We start from the raw sequence: 17,463 nt of genomic DNA on the forward strand, positions 1-17,463 counted from the left end.
CAAAAACCGAACGAATCGAACGCTCCAGCGCCTATAACCCGAAACGCTCATTTCTTACAATAGGGGTGTAAGGGTTTTCAAACAAATCACAGTCATCGAAGGGGTTGTTCGCATGCGCAAGACCCATTGGAAGAAACCCGCCTCGGTCGCGATGTCGGCCATGCTGCTCGTGTTGGCCGCGTGTTCGAGCGGAGGCAATTCCGCACAAAACTCGGCATCGCCGGCAGCAAGCTCGGCGAGCCCATCGGCCAGCGCGCCCGCTTCCCAAGCCGCCAAAGATCCTTGGGGGCCGCTTCCGGAAAAAACGACCGTCAACATTTTCAAAGTCGAACCGGAAGGCGGACCGGACTTCCTGGCGCTGCCGCAAGGCGAGACGATCACCGACAACCGGTACATCAAAGCCATCGACGAGAAGTTCAATCTGGACGTGAAATTCCCGGTCGTGGTGAAGGGCGACGCGGCAGGCGCGGAGAAGGGCCGCCTGATGATCGCGAGCAACGACATCTCGGACGTCATGATCGTCGGCTACAAAGATTACCTGCAGATGATCGACAACGACATGCTGGCCGACATCACGGACGCCTACAATGATTATGCCAGCCCGCAGCTGAAGGAAGTCCTCCAGACGGACGAAGGCAAGGCGCTCCAACTGGCTACCGTCGACGGCAAGCTGTACGGCATTCCGACGATGGGCACCACGCACAACTCGGACCCGTTGATCTGGCTCCGCAAAGACTGGATGGACAAACTCGGCCTGCAAGCCCCGAAAACGGTCGACGACCTGGTTACGATCCTGCAAGCCTTCAAGGACAAAGATCCGGACGGCGACAAGAAGAACGACACGATCGGCTTGCCCGGCGTGGACAAATTCGTCAAAACCTCGGCCGACGGCGCACCTGCTTTCTATAGCTACGACGCCATTTTCAGCGCCTTCAAGTCCTACACCGGCACTTGGGTCAAAGGCTCGGACGGCACGATCCAATACGGCTCGATCCAGCCGCAGACGAAGGACGCATTGTCGAAGCTCAGCGAAATGTATAAGGACGGCGTCATCCCGAAAGATTTCGCCATCATGAAGCATGAGCAGGCTTCCGAGAAAGTCGTCTCCGGCCAAGCCGGCGCCTTCTTCGGTCCTTGGTGGGCCGGCTGGGACCCGCTGAACGCGATGATCAAAAACGACCCGACCGCAGATTGGCGCGCTTACGCGCTGCAGAACTCGGACGGCAAATCGACTTCGCTGCAGGAAATGCCGATCGGCTCCATCGCCGTCGTCAAGAAAGGCTTCAAGTATCCGGAAGCGATGGTCAAAATGGTGAACTACGGCTACGCGGTACAATTGGACGATCCGGAAACGGCGGGCGGGGATCCCTATAAAGGCCTGACCATGCCGAACTGGCAGACGCTGCCGGTGCCGATGGCGCTGTGGCGCGCGGATTCGGTCATCTTGGACCACAACGGCATCCTGGCCGCTTCCAAAGGCGAAGAGCTGCCGAAGGTCGGCGCCGCGACGCTGCAAAACTATAAAACGCAAGGCGAGTATTGGGCGAAAGGCGTCGACTGGCTGCGTAAAAACCCGGACTTCTATGGAGAGCCGATCTCCCGGATCTACGGCGTCGACCCGATCATCGAAAACAACATCGAACCGGTATACAGCGAGTACTACGGCGTGACCCGTACGATGGAACAGAAGATGACCAACCTGGATAAACTCGAAATCGATTCGTTCATCAAGATCATCACCGGCGAGAAACCGATCGAATACTTCGACGAGTTCGTCTCCCAATGGAAGAAGCTCGGCGGCGACCAAATCACCAAGGAAGTCAACGACGCCGTGAAGTAACCGCATCCCGCATCGAACATAAGGGCAACGGAGAGAAGCGCTGCGCCGGATCGCATTCGACGGCGCGGCGCTTTCTTTATCCCCGAGGCCAGCGAAAGAGGGTTCGTTCATGAAGGGCAAAATCGCGTTCCACTACCATGTCATGCTGCTCCCCGCGATCGTCATCCTGGGCCTGTTCAGCGTCTACCCGTTGTTCGGGCTGCTGATCGCCTTCGAGGACTTCAAACCTGGCCGGGGCATCTGGCACTCTCCGTTCGTAGGCTGGGACAATTTCCAATACGTCTTCATGCTGCCGGATATCAAGCAGATTTTCTGCAATACGATCTCTATCGCCGTCCTGAAAATCATCTTCACGCAAGTTTTCGCAATCGTCTTCGCCTTGCTGCTGAATGAAGTGAAAAACATGTTTTTCAAAAAAGCGGTGCAGACGATCGTTTATCTTCCGCACTTCATCTCGTGGGTGCTGCTCGGCGGCATCATCATCAACATCCTGTCGCTGGACGGGATCGTGAACACGACGCTGCAGGCTCTCGGAATCCAGCCGATCTTCTTCCTCGGCAGCAACAACTGGTTCCCCGGCGTCATGGTCGGGACGCACGTATGGCAAGAATTCGGCTTTTCCGCGATCGTATATCTCGCGGCGCTGACCGGCATCAATCCGAGCTTGTACGAAGCCGCGGCGATCGACGGCGCGGGACGGTTCCAGAGGCTGCTGCACATCAGCTTGCCTGGCATCGCCGCGACGATCATCCTGCTGCTGACGCTCGACCTGCAGAACGTGCTGAACGCGGGCTTCGAGCAGATTCTGAACCTGTATAACCCGATGGTGTACCAATCGGGCGACATCATCGACACCTACGTCTACCGCGCCGGTCTTCGGGAGCTCCAATACGAGCTGGGTACGGCCGTCGGTTTGCTCAAATCCGCCGTCAGCTTCGTTTTGATCACGATTTCCTATTTCCTGGCGTCCAAATTCGCCAACTACCGGATTTTTTAAGGAGGGACCGGCAATGGTCAAAAGCTACCGGTCTTCCGACCGGATCATCGATATCGTCATCGTCGCGGTCCTTAGCCTGCTCGGTTTGAGCACCTTGCTGCCGCTGATCCACATCGTGGCCGTCTCGTTCAGCGATAAAGCGTCCGTCGCAGGCGGCATGGTCACGTTCTACCCGATCCATGCCACGGTGGTCGCCTATAAAGCCGTCATCTCGGATCACGCGTTCTTCCGCGCGTTCGGCGTATCGATCGAGCGGGTGCTGCTCGGCGGAGCGCTGCAGTTCGTGCTCACGATTCTGACCGCTTACGCCTTGTCTAGGCCGACGTCGGAATTCCGCACCCGCAACGTGTACATGTGGCTGCTCGTGTTCACGATGATTTTCAGCGGCGGCATGATTCCGTTCTACATGACGATCCGCAATCTCCACATGCTCGATACGATGTGGGCGCTCGTCCTGCCGTCCGCCGTTCCGGTGTTCAACGTCGTGGTGCTCATGAACTTCTTCAAAAGCCTGCCGAAGGAGCTTGATGAGGCCGCGCTGATCGACGGCGCCGGACCGTGGTACAGAATGATCGCCTTGTACGTACCGCTTTCCCTGCCGTCTATCGCCACGGTGACCTTGTTCAGCTTGGTCGGCCACTGGAACGCGTTTTTCGACGGCATGCTGCTCATGAACAGCCCGGATAAATATCCGCTCCAAACCTACCTGAACCAGATCATCGTGCAGGCATCGCAGCCGCAGTCCCATTTGACGCCCGACCAAATCAAGCAGCTCGCGAAGCTGTCCGACCGGACCGTGAACTCGGCGAAAATCCTCGTCAGCCTGGTGCCGATCCTGCTGGTTTATCCGTTCCTGCAACGTTATTTCGTGACGGGCATTACGCTCGGATCTGTCAAGGAGTAAATGAGACAAGAGAGAGAAGAGAGACTGTATTCGGAAAGGGAGGGCTTTGGGAAATGAACGGATTCGTCGTCACCGTGGACGGTAAAAGCGGATCGAACGAAGATGGATTTTACCGGGCGAAAGTGACGGAAGCGGAAGGGGAGCAAGGAACCTCCGTGCGTACCGAGTCATTCGTCTCGAACGACGGGGTGTTGGACGTGGAGTCGGTGACGACGCAATACCCGGGCTCCGCGGTCGTGCAGCGGCAGGTGTTCGTAACGAACCGCTCCGGGAGAGACGTACGGATCACCAGAAGCGATCCTTTTCACGTCACGCTGGCGAAGGCTGACTATACGCTCGATTATTTCAAATCGACAAACGGACTGGAGTTCACGCCGAAATCCTTCCCCCTGAGGGGAACCCAGGTGCTGCAATCGACGGCCGGCCGCTCTTCCAAAGGCAGGCACCCGTGGTTCACGCTCCGCGACGGGCAAGGCGGCGTGCTTGCGGCTGCCGTGGCTTGGTCCGGCAACTGGATATTCCGTTTCGAGCCGTTGCAAGGCCAAGGCTACCGCATCACCGGAGGCATGAACGATTGGGCTTTCGCCAAGGTGCTTCGTCCGGGGGAAACGATGGAAAGCGTTCCCGTCTTGTATGCGGTCGTTTCGGAGGGCGGGCTGGATGCGATTTCGGTCGAGTTCGGCCGGTGGGGCAAACGGTTCTGGTATCCCGAAAACGAGCTGTCCCGCAGCGTGCCCGTCGCGTGGAACCATTGGTGGCCCTACGAGGACAACCTCATAAACGAAGATATCTTCAAAGCCAACGCGGACAAAGCCGCGGAACTCGGCATCGAGGTGTGTACGCTGGATGCCGGCTGGTTCGGCGAGCCGGACCCGAACTGCAACGACCATCTCGGCTGGAGCGAAACGGTGGATTGGGTCCTCAAACGCGGGGATTGGCACAAAATCAACACGCTGCGGTTTCCTTCCGGCATCGCGGCGTTGTCCGATTACGTGCATGCCAAGGGAATGAAGTTCGGCATTTGGTGCGAGATCGAAGCGCTTGGCGTCAAGGCCGACGTAAATACGACCCGGCCGGAGTTGCCCGCGAAACGCGACGGTTCCCCGCTCGGCTATATTTGCCTCGGCAATCCGGAAGCCCAAGATTGGGCGTTCGGCGTTCTCGAAAGATTGATCGTCGAGTATAAGGCCGAATGGCTCAAGCTCGATTTCAACCTCGATCCTTGCGCCGGCTGCAACCGCACGGATCACGGACACGGGGAAGGCGACGGGCTTTACGAACACTACAAAGGTTATTACGAGCTGCTGAAGAGGCTGCGCGCCAAGTACCCGGAGGTGTATCTCGAAAATTGCTCTTCCGGCGGGCTGCGCATCGATCTCGGCTTGGCCCGGCACACGCACGGGGCATTCCTGAGCGATCCCGATTTCACGCGGCACCATCTGCAGCTGTTCTGGGGAGCGACGATGATGCTGCATCCGTCCGCGTGTTTCCATTTCACGTGGTCGCAGAACGTCGTGCATTACGCCAGCAACGTGGACAAAGATCCGATCAAGCCGGACATGGCGCGGCATAAGTTCGACCATATCATTCGCGCGAATATGCTGAACGGGTTCGGCGTCTCCTATCGGCTGCCGGAGCTGCCGGATTGGGCGGAAGCCCGCCTCGGGGAACTGATCGCGTTCTTCAAAGGGACGATGAGGCGATTCGTCGGGCAAGCCGACATGCACCGTTTGACGGACCAGACGGAGAGATGGGGCGGCGGCGATTCCTGGAACGCCTATCTGTACGTCATGGAAGGCGCCGAAGAGGCGATGCTGTGCGCGTTCCGGCTGGCCGGCGGGGAAGCCGAGCGGCGGATCCGCTTGACTGGGTTGGATGCGTCGGCGACCTATGCAATCAGCTGGACGGACAGCGGGCGCGTCATGGAGGAAAGCGGCCGCGCGCTGATGGAGGAAGGGCTGCTTTTCGAGGGGTTGGAGGAAGAATCGTCGGACGTGCTGCTGCTTCGCAAGAAGGGCTGACACGGAACACGAACACGGCAGACGAACGGGCAGAGGAGAGAAACCGCATGAAAATTACCGAAGTGGAAGCCATTTACCTGAAAATTCCCGACCTGGACGCGACCAAATGCGACGGCACCCAAGATACGCTGCTGATCCGGATCCATACCGATGAAGGCATCACCGGCGTCGGAGAAGTGGATTCCGTGCCGCTCGTCGCGAAGGCGGCGATCGACGCGCCTCCTTCTCATTCGATCGCGACGGGACTGCGCAGCCTGCTGATCGGCGAAAATCCGCTGGAGGTCGAGCGGCTCTGGGAGAAGATGTACAAGGGCACGATCTATTTCGGCCGTACCGGCCCCGCCGTGCACGCGATCAGCGGCATCGACATGGCGCTGTGGGACATCATCGGCAAACGCGCGGGCGTTCCGGTGTCCGAAGCGGTGGGCGGAACGTATCACAAGAAGCTGAAAGCCTACGCCAGCTCGCTCATGCCGGACACGATCGAGGAAGCGGCGGCTCTTGCCGAGCGCTATGCCGGCCAAGGCTATAAGGCGATGAAGTTCGGCTGGGGACCGATCGGCCGCAGCGCGCGATTCGACGAGGAGCAAATCCGCGTCATCCGCGAAACGGTAGGGCCGGATATCGACGTCATGATCGACGCCGGCTTGGCTTGGGATTTGAAAGGCGCTCTTCGCATGGCGGAAGTATACGAGAAATACGGCGTGTTCTGGCTGGAGGAGCCGCTGCATCCGGATAACCTTGCGGGGTACCGGGAGCTGGCCGACCGGACCAGCCTCTATATTGCGGGCGGAGAACAGGAGAGCGGTTGCTTGGCGTTCCGCCGATTGCTGGACGAAGGGCATCTGGACATCATCCAGCCCGACCTCGGCCGCTGCGGCGGCATCACGGAAGGCCGCCGGATCGCCCACCTGGCGCACGAGAGACATAAGAAAGTGGTGCCGCATGCGTTCAAAACCGGCGTCCTGGTGGCGGCCAGCACGCATTTCGCCGCTTCGATCCCCGAAGGCTTCCTGATCGAGCATACGGTTTCCGTTTCTCCGCTGACCCGGGATCTGGTGCCGGAACCGATCGTGTTCAAGGACGGATACGTGCATGTGCCGGACCGTCCGGGCTTGGGCGTAACGGTAGATGAAGAGGTCATCGAAAAATACCGCGTGAAGTAATCGGAAGAACGGACGGTCGGAAGGAGGCAACGCGATGGAACGCGGATTACGCAGGTTCGAAGGCAAGACGGCCGTCGTGACCGGCGGCGCGACGGGAGTCGGTTTCGCCACGGCGCGACGGCTGGCGGAGGAAGGTGCGTCCGTCGTCATCGCCGGCCGGCGCTCGGACGTCGGCCGCGAAGCGGAGGAAACGCTGAAGAAGGCAGGTCTTGCGGCGGTGTTCGTGCAGGCGGACGTGGCGGACGAAGCGCAAGTGAGGTTTCTGATGGACGAGGCGGTTCGCGCCTTCGGACGCATCGACGTCTTGGTGAACAACGCGGCGGCTTTCACGCCGGGCAGGTTCATGGAGACGTCCTGGCAGGATTGGCGGAAGGTGTTCGACGTCATTCTGAACGGCGCTTATTTCTGCACGAAGGAAGCCGCCCGCCGTATGATCGAGCAAGGCGGCGGCGGGCGGATCGTTAACGTATCGTCGATCAACTCGACGCGGGCGCTCGAGGAATCCTCCCATTACAACGCCGCCAAAGGCGCGCTGGATCAACTCACCCGCAATACATCCTTGGAGTTGATCGATCATGGCATCCGCGTCAACTCCGTCGCGCTGGGCTTCATCGACACGCCCATGTCGATCGTCGACGGGGTGAAGGAGCATGAAACGGATTGGTTCCGGGACATCTATGTCGCCCGGAAGAAAATCCCGCTCCAGCGGACGGGACAACCGGAGGAAGCGGCGGGCGCGATCGCGTTTCTGGCTTCCGAAGACGCATCGTACATGTGCGGGGCGGTCGTCGCGGTCGACGGCGGTTTATCCATCACGTTCTAAGGAGGCTGCGGCATCTTGAAAGCTCTCATCTACGAAGGCCCGTCCGTCATGAACGTCCGGGAGACGGAAACCCCGGTTCCGGACGAGCACGAAATCCTGATCCGCGTCGCCTATTCGGGTATTTGCGGATCGGAGCTCAGCGGCTTCCTGGGCAAAAATTCACTGCGCAAATCTCCCATGGTTTTCGGTCACGAGTTTTCCGGTACGATTACGGCAATGGGGAGCCGCGCGGCGGCCGAGGGCCGTTGGTCCGTCGGCGACCGCGTGACGGCCAACCCGCTCGTCACTTGCGGTCGCTGCGAGAAGTGCCTGAGCGGCAGGCAGCAGCTTTGCGGCGAACGTAAGCTGCTGTCCGCGGCGTTGCCCGGCAGCAACGCGGAGTACGTGAAAATCCCCGCATCCTTCGTGTTCCGCGTGCCCGACGGGCTGTCCCTCCGGGAAGCCGCGCTGACGGAGCCCGTCGCATGTGCCGTCCGCGCGGCCGAACTGGCGGACGCGAAGCCCATGCATACGGCGCTCATCATCGGCATGGGACCGATTGGGCTGCTTACTCTGCAGGCGGTCACGCAATACGGCGTACGGAAAATCATCGCCGTTGACATGAACCGCGACCGGCTCGCGCTGGCTGAGCGCCTCGGCGCTTCAGACGTGATCTGCCCGGCGGATACGGATCCGCTCGAAGCGGTGCGCGGGTTGACCGGCGGCCGCGGCGTCGACGTCGCCATCGACGCGGTAGGCGCAGCGGTGACGCGCAAGCAGTGCGTGCAAGCGTGCACCCCCGGCGGGCGCGTCGTGCTGACCGGCCTGCATGAAGAGGAGTCGACGCTGCCGGTCAATCTGATCATTCGGAGCGAAGTCCAGCTGACCGGCTCGTTCGCGTACTCGGAGCTCAATTTCCGGACCGCGCTCCGCTGGTTGGCCGAGAAGCGCATCGGATTGCCGGAAGGCATCGTGGAAGCGCCGCTCGAGGAAGGCGCGGCGTGGTTCGACAGACTGATCCGGCAGCCCGGGAACGTATCGAAGGTGCTGCTGACGCCAGGGGAGATCGAAGCATGAAGGCATATGGAGAATGGCAGCAAGCGGGCGAAGGGATTCGCCGCCGGATTCATGCGCCTGGTAAGGGCATCATGAGCATGACCATTGATTTCCGCACAGGCGCCATAGGAGCTGCGCATTCGCATCCGCACGAGCAGATCACGCACGTCATCGACGGGCGGCTGAGGCTCACCGTGGAAGGCGAAGCGTTCGAAATCGGCGCCGGCGAGCAATTGTACGTACCGGGCGGAGCGGTTCACTCGGTCGAAGCTTTGGCCGATACCCTCGTGCTTGAAATTTTCACGCCGCTTCGGGAAGACTTGCTGGCAACGGTGCGGGAACGCTGAGCGGAGGAGGAGAGCGAATGTCTGCGAGGGTCGATACGGATTGGACCTACCGGGGCATCCGGACGGTAATGCTGGAGAACGAATGGCTGAAGGTCGTCCTCATGCCGGAACTCGGCGCGAAAATATGGCAGATCACTTATAAGCCTCGCGGACGGGAACTGCTCTGGAACCATCCGCGGATCAAGCCGAGACCTCTGCCCTTCCATTCGGTGTATGACGATCAGTTTTTCGGCGGCTGGGACGAGTTGTTTCCGAATGACATGCCTGAGACAATAGGAGAAGAAGCTTACCCGGACCACGGGGAAATCTGGACGCTGCCTTGGGAATTCGCGGTCGAGAAATCCGGCCCGGGCGAGGCGGTCGTCCGTCTGTGGACGGAAACGCCGATCAGCCATTGCCGGGTGGAGAAAACGGTCGCGCTCCGGGCGGGGGAAGCGAAGCTTCGCTTCCGCCACCGCATCGAGAATAACGGCGGAAAAGACATGCCTTTTTTATGGAAGCTCCATGCCGCGATGGAGGTCGACGGGCAAACGCGAATCGACCTGCCGGACGCGAAGGTGTACGTCGAGGAATTCGGAGCGCCGCGTATCGGGAAAACGGGGATCTCCTATGATTGGCCCTATGCGGCCGACGAAGAAGGAAACCTTCACGATATGAGACGGGCTCTGCCCGCTTCATCGGGCGCAGCCGAATTCCAGTATGCGATCGGGACGGCGGAAGGCTGGTGCGCGATTACCCATACGCAAGACAAGATCGGGTTCGCATTATCGTACGACAGGCAGCGCTTGCCGAATTGCTGGCTGTTCGCCTCCTACGGCGGTTGGCGGGGACTCAACACCGTTGTGCTGGAGCCCTGCACCGGATTTCCGGTCGGCGTAGGCGAAGGCGTCCGGCAGGGTACGCACCAGGTGCTGAGGCCCGGTGAACCCTTCGAATGCGAAGTGGTCGCGACGGTGTTCGAAGGTTTCGCCGGCGTTGCGAAGGTAGACCAGGACGGCAACGTTACGGGAATGACGCAGGAAGGGGATTAATCCGACATGAAATTGCTTCATTTTATCGCGGATGGAAATACGAAGTTAGGCGTGGCGACGGCGAATGGCGTGCTAGACGTCGAAGCCGCGGCCGCGAAATTCGAAGCAGGCGCTGCAGCGCCTAAAGATGCGCAAGAAGCGATTGCCGGAGGAGAAGAGACGCTGGGACTGCTGAACCGTCTCGTCGAGCAAGCCGCGGCATCAGTCGGGGCGGAGGACGGCGTTTGGATGCGCGAGAATGAATTGACCTGGGCGCCCAGCGTCACGCGTCCAAACAAAATCATTTGCATCGGGCTCAACTATCGCCGGCACGCGGAAGAGACGAACTCTCCGATTCCCGCTTCGCCGATCGTGTTCCACAAATTCAACAATGCATTGGCCGGGCACGGGGATGACGTTTTCCTGCCGAGAACGAGCGTCAAGGTCGACTACGAGGCGGAGCTGGCCATCGTCATCGGCCGCAAAGCCAAATACGTGGCGAAAGAGGACGCACTGGATTATGTTTTCGGATACAGCTCCGCCAACGACTTGTCCGCCCGCGATCTTCAAATGCGTACCTCGCAATGGGCGCTGGGCAAATGCTGCGACGGCTTCGCGCCGCTCGGCCCTTACCTGGTGACGGCCGATGAAGTCGGGAATCCGAACGATTTGCGGATCCGCTGCCTGGTGAACGGGGAAGTGCGCCAGGATTCGAATACGTCCGACATGATCTTCGCCTGCGACGAGATCGTCAGCTACGTTTCCCAGCATATGACACTGGAACCCGGCGACGTCATTCTGACCGGCACGCCGGAGGGCGTCGTCATGGGTTACCCGCCGGAGCGGCAAATCTATCTGAAAGACGGCGATACGGTTACGATCGAGATCGAGAAGCTCGGCTCGCTGACCAACACGATGAAAAACGAGATCGCATGAATAAACGGCGTGTCCCCTGGACGATCCATGGGGCACGCCGTTTTATTCGATTTCACCGTATGAGATCGGCAGCGTATAGCTGCGGTCGTGCATCGTAATTTCAATGCCCACGCCTTTCGCCAAGAGGTCCCGCGTCAAGGTGCCATTCGTCTTGATAAATTCATGGAAGACGGTTTCGCTGTGGGGTTCAAGCCGGAAAGGAGGCTTCCCGTTTCGATCGTCTTTTACGATTTCCACCGCATTCAAGCCCACTGCCTGGCCCACCTTCGCATTCAACCAGACGACGGAAGCGCGGAACGAAACCGCGTCATCGGTCTTGTTCTGGGCAACGGCATAAACCTCCAGCATCTTCTCATGCGCATGCCATCGCACTAAGCTGTTTTGGTACAAGGTAACTTCCTTTTTCGAACCCGTGCAGGCCGAGCCGAACAAGACCAGGATCAAGACGATAATCGAACCTGCCGTAATTTTCAACACCACGCGCCCCCTTCCTCACCCTATTATACAGAAGAAGATGGAAAACTGAGGAACCGCCCCGCGTGAGCCGCGGGGTATTTCGTTTATAGATATACATGGAGATCGAAGAGGAGGGAACGCTCGTGGAACAAACGCTCGTGGAGCAAACCATCGCTCTGTCCGACTGGTGTGAGGAATCGTTAAAGTCGACGGTATCCATTCTCGAGCTGACTTCAGGTGCGGACGATCCGCTGGCCGTGCTGTTCCGGACCGTGCTGGAGGAGCAGAAGAAATCGCTGGAGAACTTAATTCCGGCATTGCGGCAGCCGGACGTGCAACTGTCGGATATCAAGAATGATGCTTCTATCGTTTACCGGGATCACGAGGTCGCGCACGCCAAACTCCGCGCTTGGGTCCGGATGCTCGAATGGAATCGCGATCCCCGGCTTGAACAGTCGAAGAAAGCCGAGAAGCTGTCCTATGAGATCAAATCGGATTTGGAGAAAGCGGCGATCCAGCTTGAACTTCGGTTCGGCTTCGAGGAAGTCAAATACGTCGTTCCCGCTCTCTACAATCCGGAAATGCGATAGGAGGGACATCGAATGGCCTGGGATAGCGAACGCGTCGACAGCAACGTTTACGCCAAAGGGGAGCCCGACCGCTGGGTCTACAGCACCTGCAACATATGCTCGGTCGGATGCGGGTGCCATATTGCCGTAAAAGACAATCAAATCGTGGGAATCCGGGGGAACGCGGCTCACCCGATCAACCGGGGCCGGCTGGGTCCCAAAGGGGAGAATCAATGGTATGCCAATAACAGCCCCGACCGGCTTCGCACGCCGATGATTCGCGGTAAAGACGGCCGGTTGGCTCCCGCGACATGGGAGGAGGCCATGTCCCTGATTGTCTCCAAGGCGCAGGAGGCGCTTCAAACGAAAGGGCGCAACAGCGTGGCGATTTACTCGACGGGACAAGCTTTTCTCGAAGATTATTATACGATCGCGAAAATCGGGCGTGCCGGCTTGCAGACCCATCTGCTGGATGCGAATACGCGCCTCTGCACGGCGACGACGGAATACTGCCTGCTTCAATCGTTCGGCGCGGACGGGTCTCCGGCTTCCTACGACGACATCGACGCCGCCGAAACCCTCATGCTGTTCGGCCACAACATGGCCGAGACGGGGACCGTCCTGTTCGAGCGCATCATGAACCGCAAAAGGAAAACGGGCAAGCCTTACCTGATTGTCGTGGATCCTCGCAAAACGCTGACCGCAAGTGAAGCCGATCTTCATTTGCAGTTATATCCCGGGACGAACGCGGCCCTTATGAACGGGTTAATCCGCATGCTGCTAGACGGCGGATACGTGGACTGGGACTTCATCCATAACCACACGGTCGGCTTCGAACGAATGGCCGAGGAGCTTGCGCCTTGGACCGTGGAAAGCACGGCAACGGTAACCGGCATCCCGGAAGAGCAGCTTCGCCAAGCGGCGCAGCTTCTAGGCACGACGCCTAGCTTGGTGACGACAACGCTTCAAGGGGCTTTCCAGAGCGCGGATGCGACCACGACATGCGTCGCGATCAACAACATGCATTTGCTTCGTGGGCTGATCGGGAAACCGGGCTGCGGGCCGCTCCATATGGCGGGGCAGCCGAGCTCCTCGTCGAACCGCACCGTCGGAGGCGTAGGCACCTATCCGGCGCAGCGCAACAGCAGCAATCCGAAGCACATCGAGGAAACGGCGAAGCTGTGGAATGTCGACCCGCACAAGCTGCCGATCGGGCCGGAGAAAGGTATCGAGGAAATCATCGATCTGATGGAGCAGGACAAGGTCAGCCTGTTCTGGAATATCGGAACGAATCCGATGGTTTCCCTGCCGAACCGCCTGCGGGCGAAAGCCGCGTTCGAAAAAACGTTCGTGGTCGTGCAAGATCCGTTTCTGACGGAAACGTCTGCGGTCGCGGATGTCGTGCTTCCGGCTGCGCTGTGGGGCGAAAAGGAAGGCACGATGGAAAACGCGGACCGCATGATCAATTTGCTGCGAAAAGCCGTCGAACCGCCGGAAGGCGTGAGGTCGGATTTCGACATTCTCCTCGACTTCGCGGCGCGCATGGACTTCCGGGATAAAGACGGCCGACCGCTGATCTCTTATACGACGCCGGAGCAATGTTTTGAGGAATGGAAGGAAGTCTCGCGGGGAAGGCCTTGCGAAATGACCGGGATCACCTACGAGAAACTGGAACGGCTGAACGGCTTGCGCTGGCCGGTAACGGATCGGTCTCCGGAGGGCACTCCGCGGCTGTATGCCGATTTCCGGTTTTCCACCGATCTTCAAACCGCACAGAGCTATACGAAGGACCAGCTGACCGGCCGGAATCTGACCGAGCAGGAATACAAAGCGATCGGGGCGAACGGCAAAGCGATATTGCAGCCGACGCGTTATCTTCCCCCGGTGGAGCAGCCGACCTCGGAGTACCCGATGTGGCTTACGACCGGCCGGCTGGTCTGGCATTGGCATACCCGCACGAAGACGGGGCGTGCTCCCCTGCTCCAAGGCATCGCGCCGAAGGCTTACGCGGAAATCCATGAAGAAGACGCATCGGCGTTAGGATTGATTCCCGGGCAGATGGTACGCGTCGTATCCCCCCGGGGAGAGATCGAGGTGCCGGTCCGGCCGGGCAGGGTCGTACAGAAAGGGCTGATATTCGTTCCGTTCCATTATGGGAGTTGGGAAGGACGGGAAGCCGCGAACGAGATCACGGCCGATTTTACGGATCCCTTGTCGAAGCAGCCGATGTTCAAGCAGTCCAAGTGCCGGGTGGAACCGCTTTTCAACCGAATGGGAGACGGGGTAGACGAGCCGGCATACGCGACGACGATCTCGTCCGAGCTGCCGCCTATTCCTTCTTACATGCCGTATCGGGAAAAGGCGGCAACACGGGAATAAACGACTGTGCCTTTGAGAAAGCCTCCGATAATCGGGGGCTTTTTTCCTGCGGTCAGTTGATCGTATATCCGGCATGTGCCGCGTATGATGGTGATGAAAGAGGTGAAAACGGGGAGGATGGTGCGTTTCATGACGAACGAGGAGAGGTCCGCGGTGAATGCCCGCAAGTTCGTAACCGGTTGTGCCGAGGGGCCTGGGCCGCGAACTAAGGAGCTTATCGCAAGGAGACGCCAGGCGGTCGCACAAGGGGTAAGCAACAACCATCCTCTCTTCGTGCAGAAGGCGGAAGGAGCGATAATCGAGGATGTGGACGGAAACCGGTACCTGGATTTCGCCGGCGCGATCGGCACGGTCAATGCCGGGCATTGTCCGCCCGAAGTGGTGGAAGCCGTTCGCAAGCAGCTCGATGCCTTCCTTCACACTTGTTTTCATGTCGGCATGTATGAGCCCTATGTAACGCTCGCGGAGAAACTGGCGGAAATCACGCCCGGATCGTTCGCGAAAAAGGCGATGTTCATGAACAGCGGCGCCGAAGCGGTGGAGAATGCGGTGAAGATCGCCCGCAAATATACGGGGAAACCGGGCATCGTGTCCTTTACCCGGGGGTTCCATGGACGCACGCTGCTGGGCATGTCGCTGACAAGTAAGGTGAAGCCTTATAAGTTCCAGATGGGACCCTTCGCGCCTTCCACGTATAAAGCGCAGTTTCCTTATCCGTTCTACAGACCCTCTTCCATGACGGAAGAGCAATACTCGGCGTATTGCGTGAGCCGGTTCGAAGATTTCCTGCTGACGGAGGCGGCTCCGGAGGAGATCGCGGCCGTCATTATGGAACCGGTGCAAGGAGAAGGGGGCTTCATCGTTCCGCCGGCATCATTCGTCCAAGGAATTTTCCGAATTTGCCGCGCCCATGGTATTCTGTTTATCGCCGACGAAATCCAGACCGGATTCGGACGTACCGGCGAGATGTTCGCCAGCACGATTTTCGGCATCGAACCCGACCTGATGACGCTCTCCAAGTCGCTGGCGGCGGGATTCCCGATCAGCGCGGTCGTGGGCAGAGCGGAAATCATGGACGCCCCGAATCCGGGCGAAATCGGCGGAACTTACGGCGGAAGCCCGCTCGGATGCGTCGCCGCGCTTGCGGTCATCGAGAAGATGGAGCGGGAAAACTTGCCGGCGCGGGCACGAGTGATCGGTGAGACGATCCGCGGTTATTTCGACGCGTTGAAGCCGCAGTATCCGTGTGTCGGAGAAGTAAGAGGTTTGGGCGCCATGTGCGCCATCGAAATCGTCGACCCGGAAACGGGCAAACCCGGCAAAGAGCTGGCGGCGCAGATTATACGGGCGAGTTTCGCCAAAGGGGTCGTGCTGCTCAGCGCAGGCGTGCACGGCAACGTCATCCGGTTCCTTATGCCGCTCGTCATCACGGACGATCAACTGCGGGAGGGACTTGAGATTATCGGCGAAGCGCTGGCCGAGTCGAGCCGCAACTGACAGGGGGAAGAACATCATGAAAAAACATTTATATATCGACGGACAATGGATAGAAGCCGAAACGTATGTCACCTTGTTTTCTCCTTACGACGGACGGGCGATCGCCGAAGTCCCTTCCGCGAACGAACGGGAGGTGGATGCGGCGATCTCGGCGGCCGAACGCGCCAAACCGGCGATGAGGCAGATGCCCGCCCATCGGCGCGCCGCCATTTTGGAGAAACTCGCCGCCTTGCTGCAGGAACGCAGAGAGGAAGCGGCCCTCATCATTGCACGGGAGGCGGCAAAACCGCTCAAGACGGCCCTCGCTGAGGTAGACCGAACCGTACAGACCTATAAATTCGCTGCGGAAGAAGCAAAGCGGATCCAAGGAGAAACCATCCCGCTGGACGCCGCCCCGGGAGGAGAAAACCGAATCGGCTATACGATCCGGGAACCCCTCGGTGTCGTCGCCGCGATTACGCCGTTTAATTTCCCGATGAACCTGGTCGCCCATAAGGTCGGTCCGGCGATCGCTTCGGGCAACACGGTCGTGCTGAAGCCGGCCAACCAGACGCCGCTGTCCGCTTACTTCATCGGCGAGCTGCTGGAGGAAGCGGGACTTCCGGCCGGTGCGCTGAACATCGTGTCCGGCAGCGGCAGAGCGATCGGCGACTTGCTCGTGACGGACCCGAGAATAGCCAAGATCACGTTCACCGGAAGCCCGGAAGTCGGCGTTTCGATCCGGGCGAAAGCCGGTCTGAAACGCGTCACGCTGGAACTCGGATCGAACTCCGCGCTGATCGTGGACGATCACGTGAACTTGGACTCGATCATCGCCCGTTGCGTGACGGGTGCTTATTCCTATCAAGGACAAGTGTGCATTTCTCTGCAAAGGATTTATGTCGTGGGGAACAAATTCGAGGAGTTCGCAGCGAAGTTCATTGCCGTTGCGGGCCAGCTCAAGTTAGGCGATCCGCTTGATCCGGCCACCGACGTGTCCGCGCTTATCACGAAAAAAGACGTGGAACGTTCTCTCGAGTGGATTGAAGAAGCGAAGGAGCACGGCGCGGAAGTCGCGTTAGGCGGCTTTGCGGAAGGCGGAATGCTGCATCCCACGGTGCTGCTGAACGTGAGTCCTCACGCCTCGGTGTCCTGCAAGGAGGCCTTCGCCCCGATCGTGCTGATCAACAAAGCGGAATCGGTCGAGGAAGCGGTCGAATTCGTGAACGATTCGGACTTCGGCCTCCAAGCCGGCATTTACACGAATGACATCCATACGGCATTAAATGCGGCCGAGCGTCTGCAGGTCGGCGGCGTCATGGTCAACGACATTCCGACCTTCCGCGTGGACCAGATGCCGTACGGCGGCGTGAAGAACAGCGGCATGGGCCGGGAAGGCGTGAAGTACGCCATCGAGGAAATGACGGAATTGAAGCTGATCGTTATCAATCGTAATTAAAAAGCAAGGCTGCCGAGCGCTTCTGCTTGTTCGGCAGCCCTTTTG

At 59.3% G+C, this 17,463-nt stretch carries 15 protein-coding genes; 14 read left to right on the plus strand and 1 reads right to left on the minus strand.

Annotated elements, in window-relative coordinates; translation table 11 throughout:
• Positions 1–112 precede the first annotated feature (112 nt).
• The 10 genes from EAV92_RS07070 to EAV92_RS07115 all read left to right on the plus strand — a co-directional run bounded on the left by EAV92_RS07070 (position 113) and on the right by EAV92_RS07115 (position 11,079).
• Positions 113–1,840 carry a type 2 periplasmic-binding domain-containing protein gene (locus EAV92_RS07070; RefSeq protein ID WP_123040412.1) on the plus strand — a complete coding sequence of 576 codons (1,728 nt, stop codon included), beginning with the start codon at positions 113–115 and terminating at the stop codon, positions 1,838–1,840.
• 109 nt (positions 1,841–1,949) lie between these two features.
• Positions 1,950–2,837 carry an ABC transporter permease gene (locus EAV92_RS07075; RefSeq protein WP_123040413.1) on the plus strand — a complete coding sequence of 296 codons (888 nt, stop codon included), beginning with the start codon at positions 1,950–1,952 and terminating at the stop codon, positions 2,835–2,837.
• A gap of 13 nt (positions 2,838–2,850) precedes the next feature.
• On the plus strand, positions 2,851–3,741 hold the full coding sequence (locus EAV92_RS07080) for a carbohydrate ABC transporter permease (RefSeq protein WP_123040414.1): 891 nt from the start codon (positions 2,851–2,853) through the stop codon (positions 3,739–3,741).
• A gap of 53 nt (positions 3,742–3,794) precedes the next feature.
• A complete protein-coding gene (locus tag EAV92_RS07085) occupies positions 3,795–5,762 on the plus strand; it encodes an alpha-galactosidase (protein WP_123040415.1) in 1,968 nt (655 codons plus the stop codon).
• A 47-nt stretch (positions 5,763–5,809) separates the two neighbouring features.
• Positions 5,810–6,928 carry a mandelate racemase/muconate lactonizing enzyme family protein gene (locus EAV92_RS07090; RefSeq protein ID WP_123040416.1) on the plus strand — a complete coding sequence of 373 codons (1,119 nt, stop codon included), beginning with the start codon at positions 5,810–5,812 and terminating at the stop codon, positions 6,926–6,928.
• A gap of 34 nt (positions 6,929–6,962) precedes the next feature.
• Positions 6,963–7,751, plus strand: coding sequence for an SDR family NAD(P)-dependent oxidoreductase (locus EAV92_RS07095; protein ID WP_123040417.1), 789 nt, complete (start codon positions 6,963–6,965; stop codon positions 7,749–7,751).
• A 15-nt stretch (positions 7,752–7,766) separates the two neighbouring features.
• The gene (locus tag EAV92_RS07100) at positions 7,767–8,807 is read left to right on the plus strand and encodes a zinc-dependent alcohol dehydrogenase (RefSeq protein WP_123040418.1); all 1,041 of its coding nucleotides are present in this window, start codon (positions 7,767–7,769) and stop codon (positions 8,805–8,807) included.
• A complete protein-coding gene (locus tag EAV92_RS07105; protein WP_123040419.1) occupies positions 8,804–9,133 on the plus strand; it encodes a cupin domain-containing protein in 330 nt (109 codons plus the stop codon). Before EAV92_RS07100 ends, EAV92_RS07105 begins: the two co-directional genes overlap by 4 nt.
• A gap of 17 nt (positions 9,134–9,150) precedes the next feature.
• Positions 9,151–10,164 (plus strand): DUF4432 family protein, encoded by a 1,014-nt coding sequence (locus EAV92_RS07110; RefSeq protein ID WP_123040420.1) that lies wholly within the window; start codon positions 9,151–9,153, stop codon positions 10,162–10,164.
• Positions 10,165–10,170: 6 nt separating this feature from the next.
• Positions 10,171–11,079: a fumarylacetoacetate hydrolase family protein gene (locus tag EAV92_RS07115; protein ID WP_123040421.1), complete on the plus strand. Its 909-nt coding sequence runs from the start codon at positions 10,171–10,173 to the stop codon at positions 11,077–11,079.
• A gap of 42 nt (positions 11,080–11,121) precedes the next feature.
• Here the strand turns inward: EAV92_RS07115 and EAV92_RS07120 are convergent, their stop codons facing one another.
• Positions 11,122–11,559 carry a hypothetical protein gene (locus tag EAV92_RS07120; protein ID WP_123040422.1) on the minus strand — a complete coding sequence of 146 codons (438 nt, stop codon included), beginning with the start codon at positions 11,557–11,559 and terminating at the stop codon, positions 11,122–11,124.
• Between the two features lie 119 nt (positions 11,560–11,678).
• Between EAV92_RS07120 and EAV92_RS07125 the strand changes: the two genes are divergently transcribed.
• The 4 genes from EAV92_RS07125 to EAV92_RS07140 all read left to right on the plus strand — a co-directional run bounded on the left by EAV92_RS07125 (position 11,679) and on the right by EAV92_RS07140 (position 17,418).
• Positions 11,679–12,125: a hypothetical protein gene (locus EAV92_RS07125; protein WP_123040423.1), complete on the plus strand. Its 447-nt coding sequence runs from the start codon at positions 11,679–11,681 to the stop codon at positions 12,123–12,125.
• A gap of 12 nt (positions 12,126–12,137) precedes the next feature.
• Positions 12,138–14,483: a molybdopterin oxidoreductase family protein gene (locus EAV92_RS07130; RefSeq protein WP_123040424.1), complete on the plus strand. Its 2,346-nt coding sequence runs from the start codon at positions 12,138–12,140 to the stop codon at positions 14,481–14,483.
• Between the two features lie 129 nt (positions 14,484–14,612).
• Positions 14,613–15,980, plus strand: a complete 1,368-nt coding sequence (gene gabT, locus EAV92_RS07135; protein ID WP_123040425.1) for a 4-aminobutyrate--2-oxoglutarate transaminase — start codon at positions 14,613–14,615, stop codon at positions 15,978–15,980.
• Positions 15,981–15,996: 16 nt separating this feature from the next.
• The gene (locus EAV92_RS07140; protein ID WP_123040426.1) at positions 15,997–17,418 is read left to right on the plus strand and encodes an aldehyde dehydrogenase family protein; all 1,422 of its coding nucleotides are present in this window, start codon (positions 15,997–15,999) and stop codon (positions 17,416–17,418) included.
• Positions 17,419–17,463: the final 45 nt, after the last annotated feature.

It is taken from the genome of Cohnella candidum (genome assembly GCF_003713065.1).
GTDB lineage: Bacteria > Bacillota > Bacilli > Paenibacillales > Paenibacillaceae > Cohnella > Cohnella candidum.

Coding starts and splice junctions, on each gene's coding strand:
- EAV92_RS07070 (WP_123040412.1), top strand. CDS start 113: ATGCGCAAGACCCATTGGAAGAAACCCGCCTCGGTCGCGATGTCGGCC.
- EAV92_RS07075 (WP_123040413.1), top strand. CDS start 1,950: ATGAAGGGCAAAATCGCGTTCCACTACCATGTCATGCTGCTCCCCGCG.
- EAV92_RS07080 (WP_123040414.1), top strand. CDS start 2,851: ATGGTCAAAAGCTACCGGTCTTCCGACCGGATCATCGATATCGTCATC.
- EAV92_RS07085 (WP_123040415.1), top strand. CDS start 3,795: ATGAACGGATTCGTCGTCACCGTGGACGGTAAAAGCGGATCGAACGAA.
- EAV92_RS07090 (WP_123040416.1), top strand. CDS start 5,810: ATGAAAATTACCGAAGTGGAAGCCATTTACCTGAAAATTCCCGACCTG.
- EAV92_RS07095 (WP_123040417.1), top strand. CDS start 6,963: ATGGAACGCGGATTACGCAGGTTCGAAGGCAAGACGGCCGTCGTGACC.
- EAV92_RS07105 (WP_123040419.1), top strand. CDS start 8,804: ATGAAGGCATATGGAGAATGGCAGCAAGCGGGCGAAGGGATTCGCCGC.
- EAV92_RS07110 (WP_123040420.1), top strand. CDS start 9,151: ATGTCTGCGAGGGTCGATACGGATTGGACCTACCGGGGCATCCGGACG.
- EAV92_RS07115 (WP_123040421.1), top strand. CDS start 10,171: ATGAAATTGCTTCATTTTATCGCGGATGGAAATACGAAGTTAGGCGTG.
- EAV92_RS07130 (WP_123040424.1), top strand. CDS start 12,138: ATGGCCTGGGATAGCGAACGCGTCGACAGCAACGTTTACGCCAAAGGG.
- gabT (WP_123040425.1), top strand. CDS start 14,613: ATGACGAACGAGGAGAGGTCCGCGGTGAATGCCCGCAAGTTCGTAACC.
- EAV92_RS07140 (WP_123040426.1), top strand. CDS start 15,997: ATGAAAAAACATTTATATATCGACGGACAATGGATAGAAGCCGAAACG.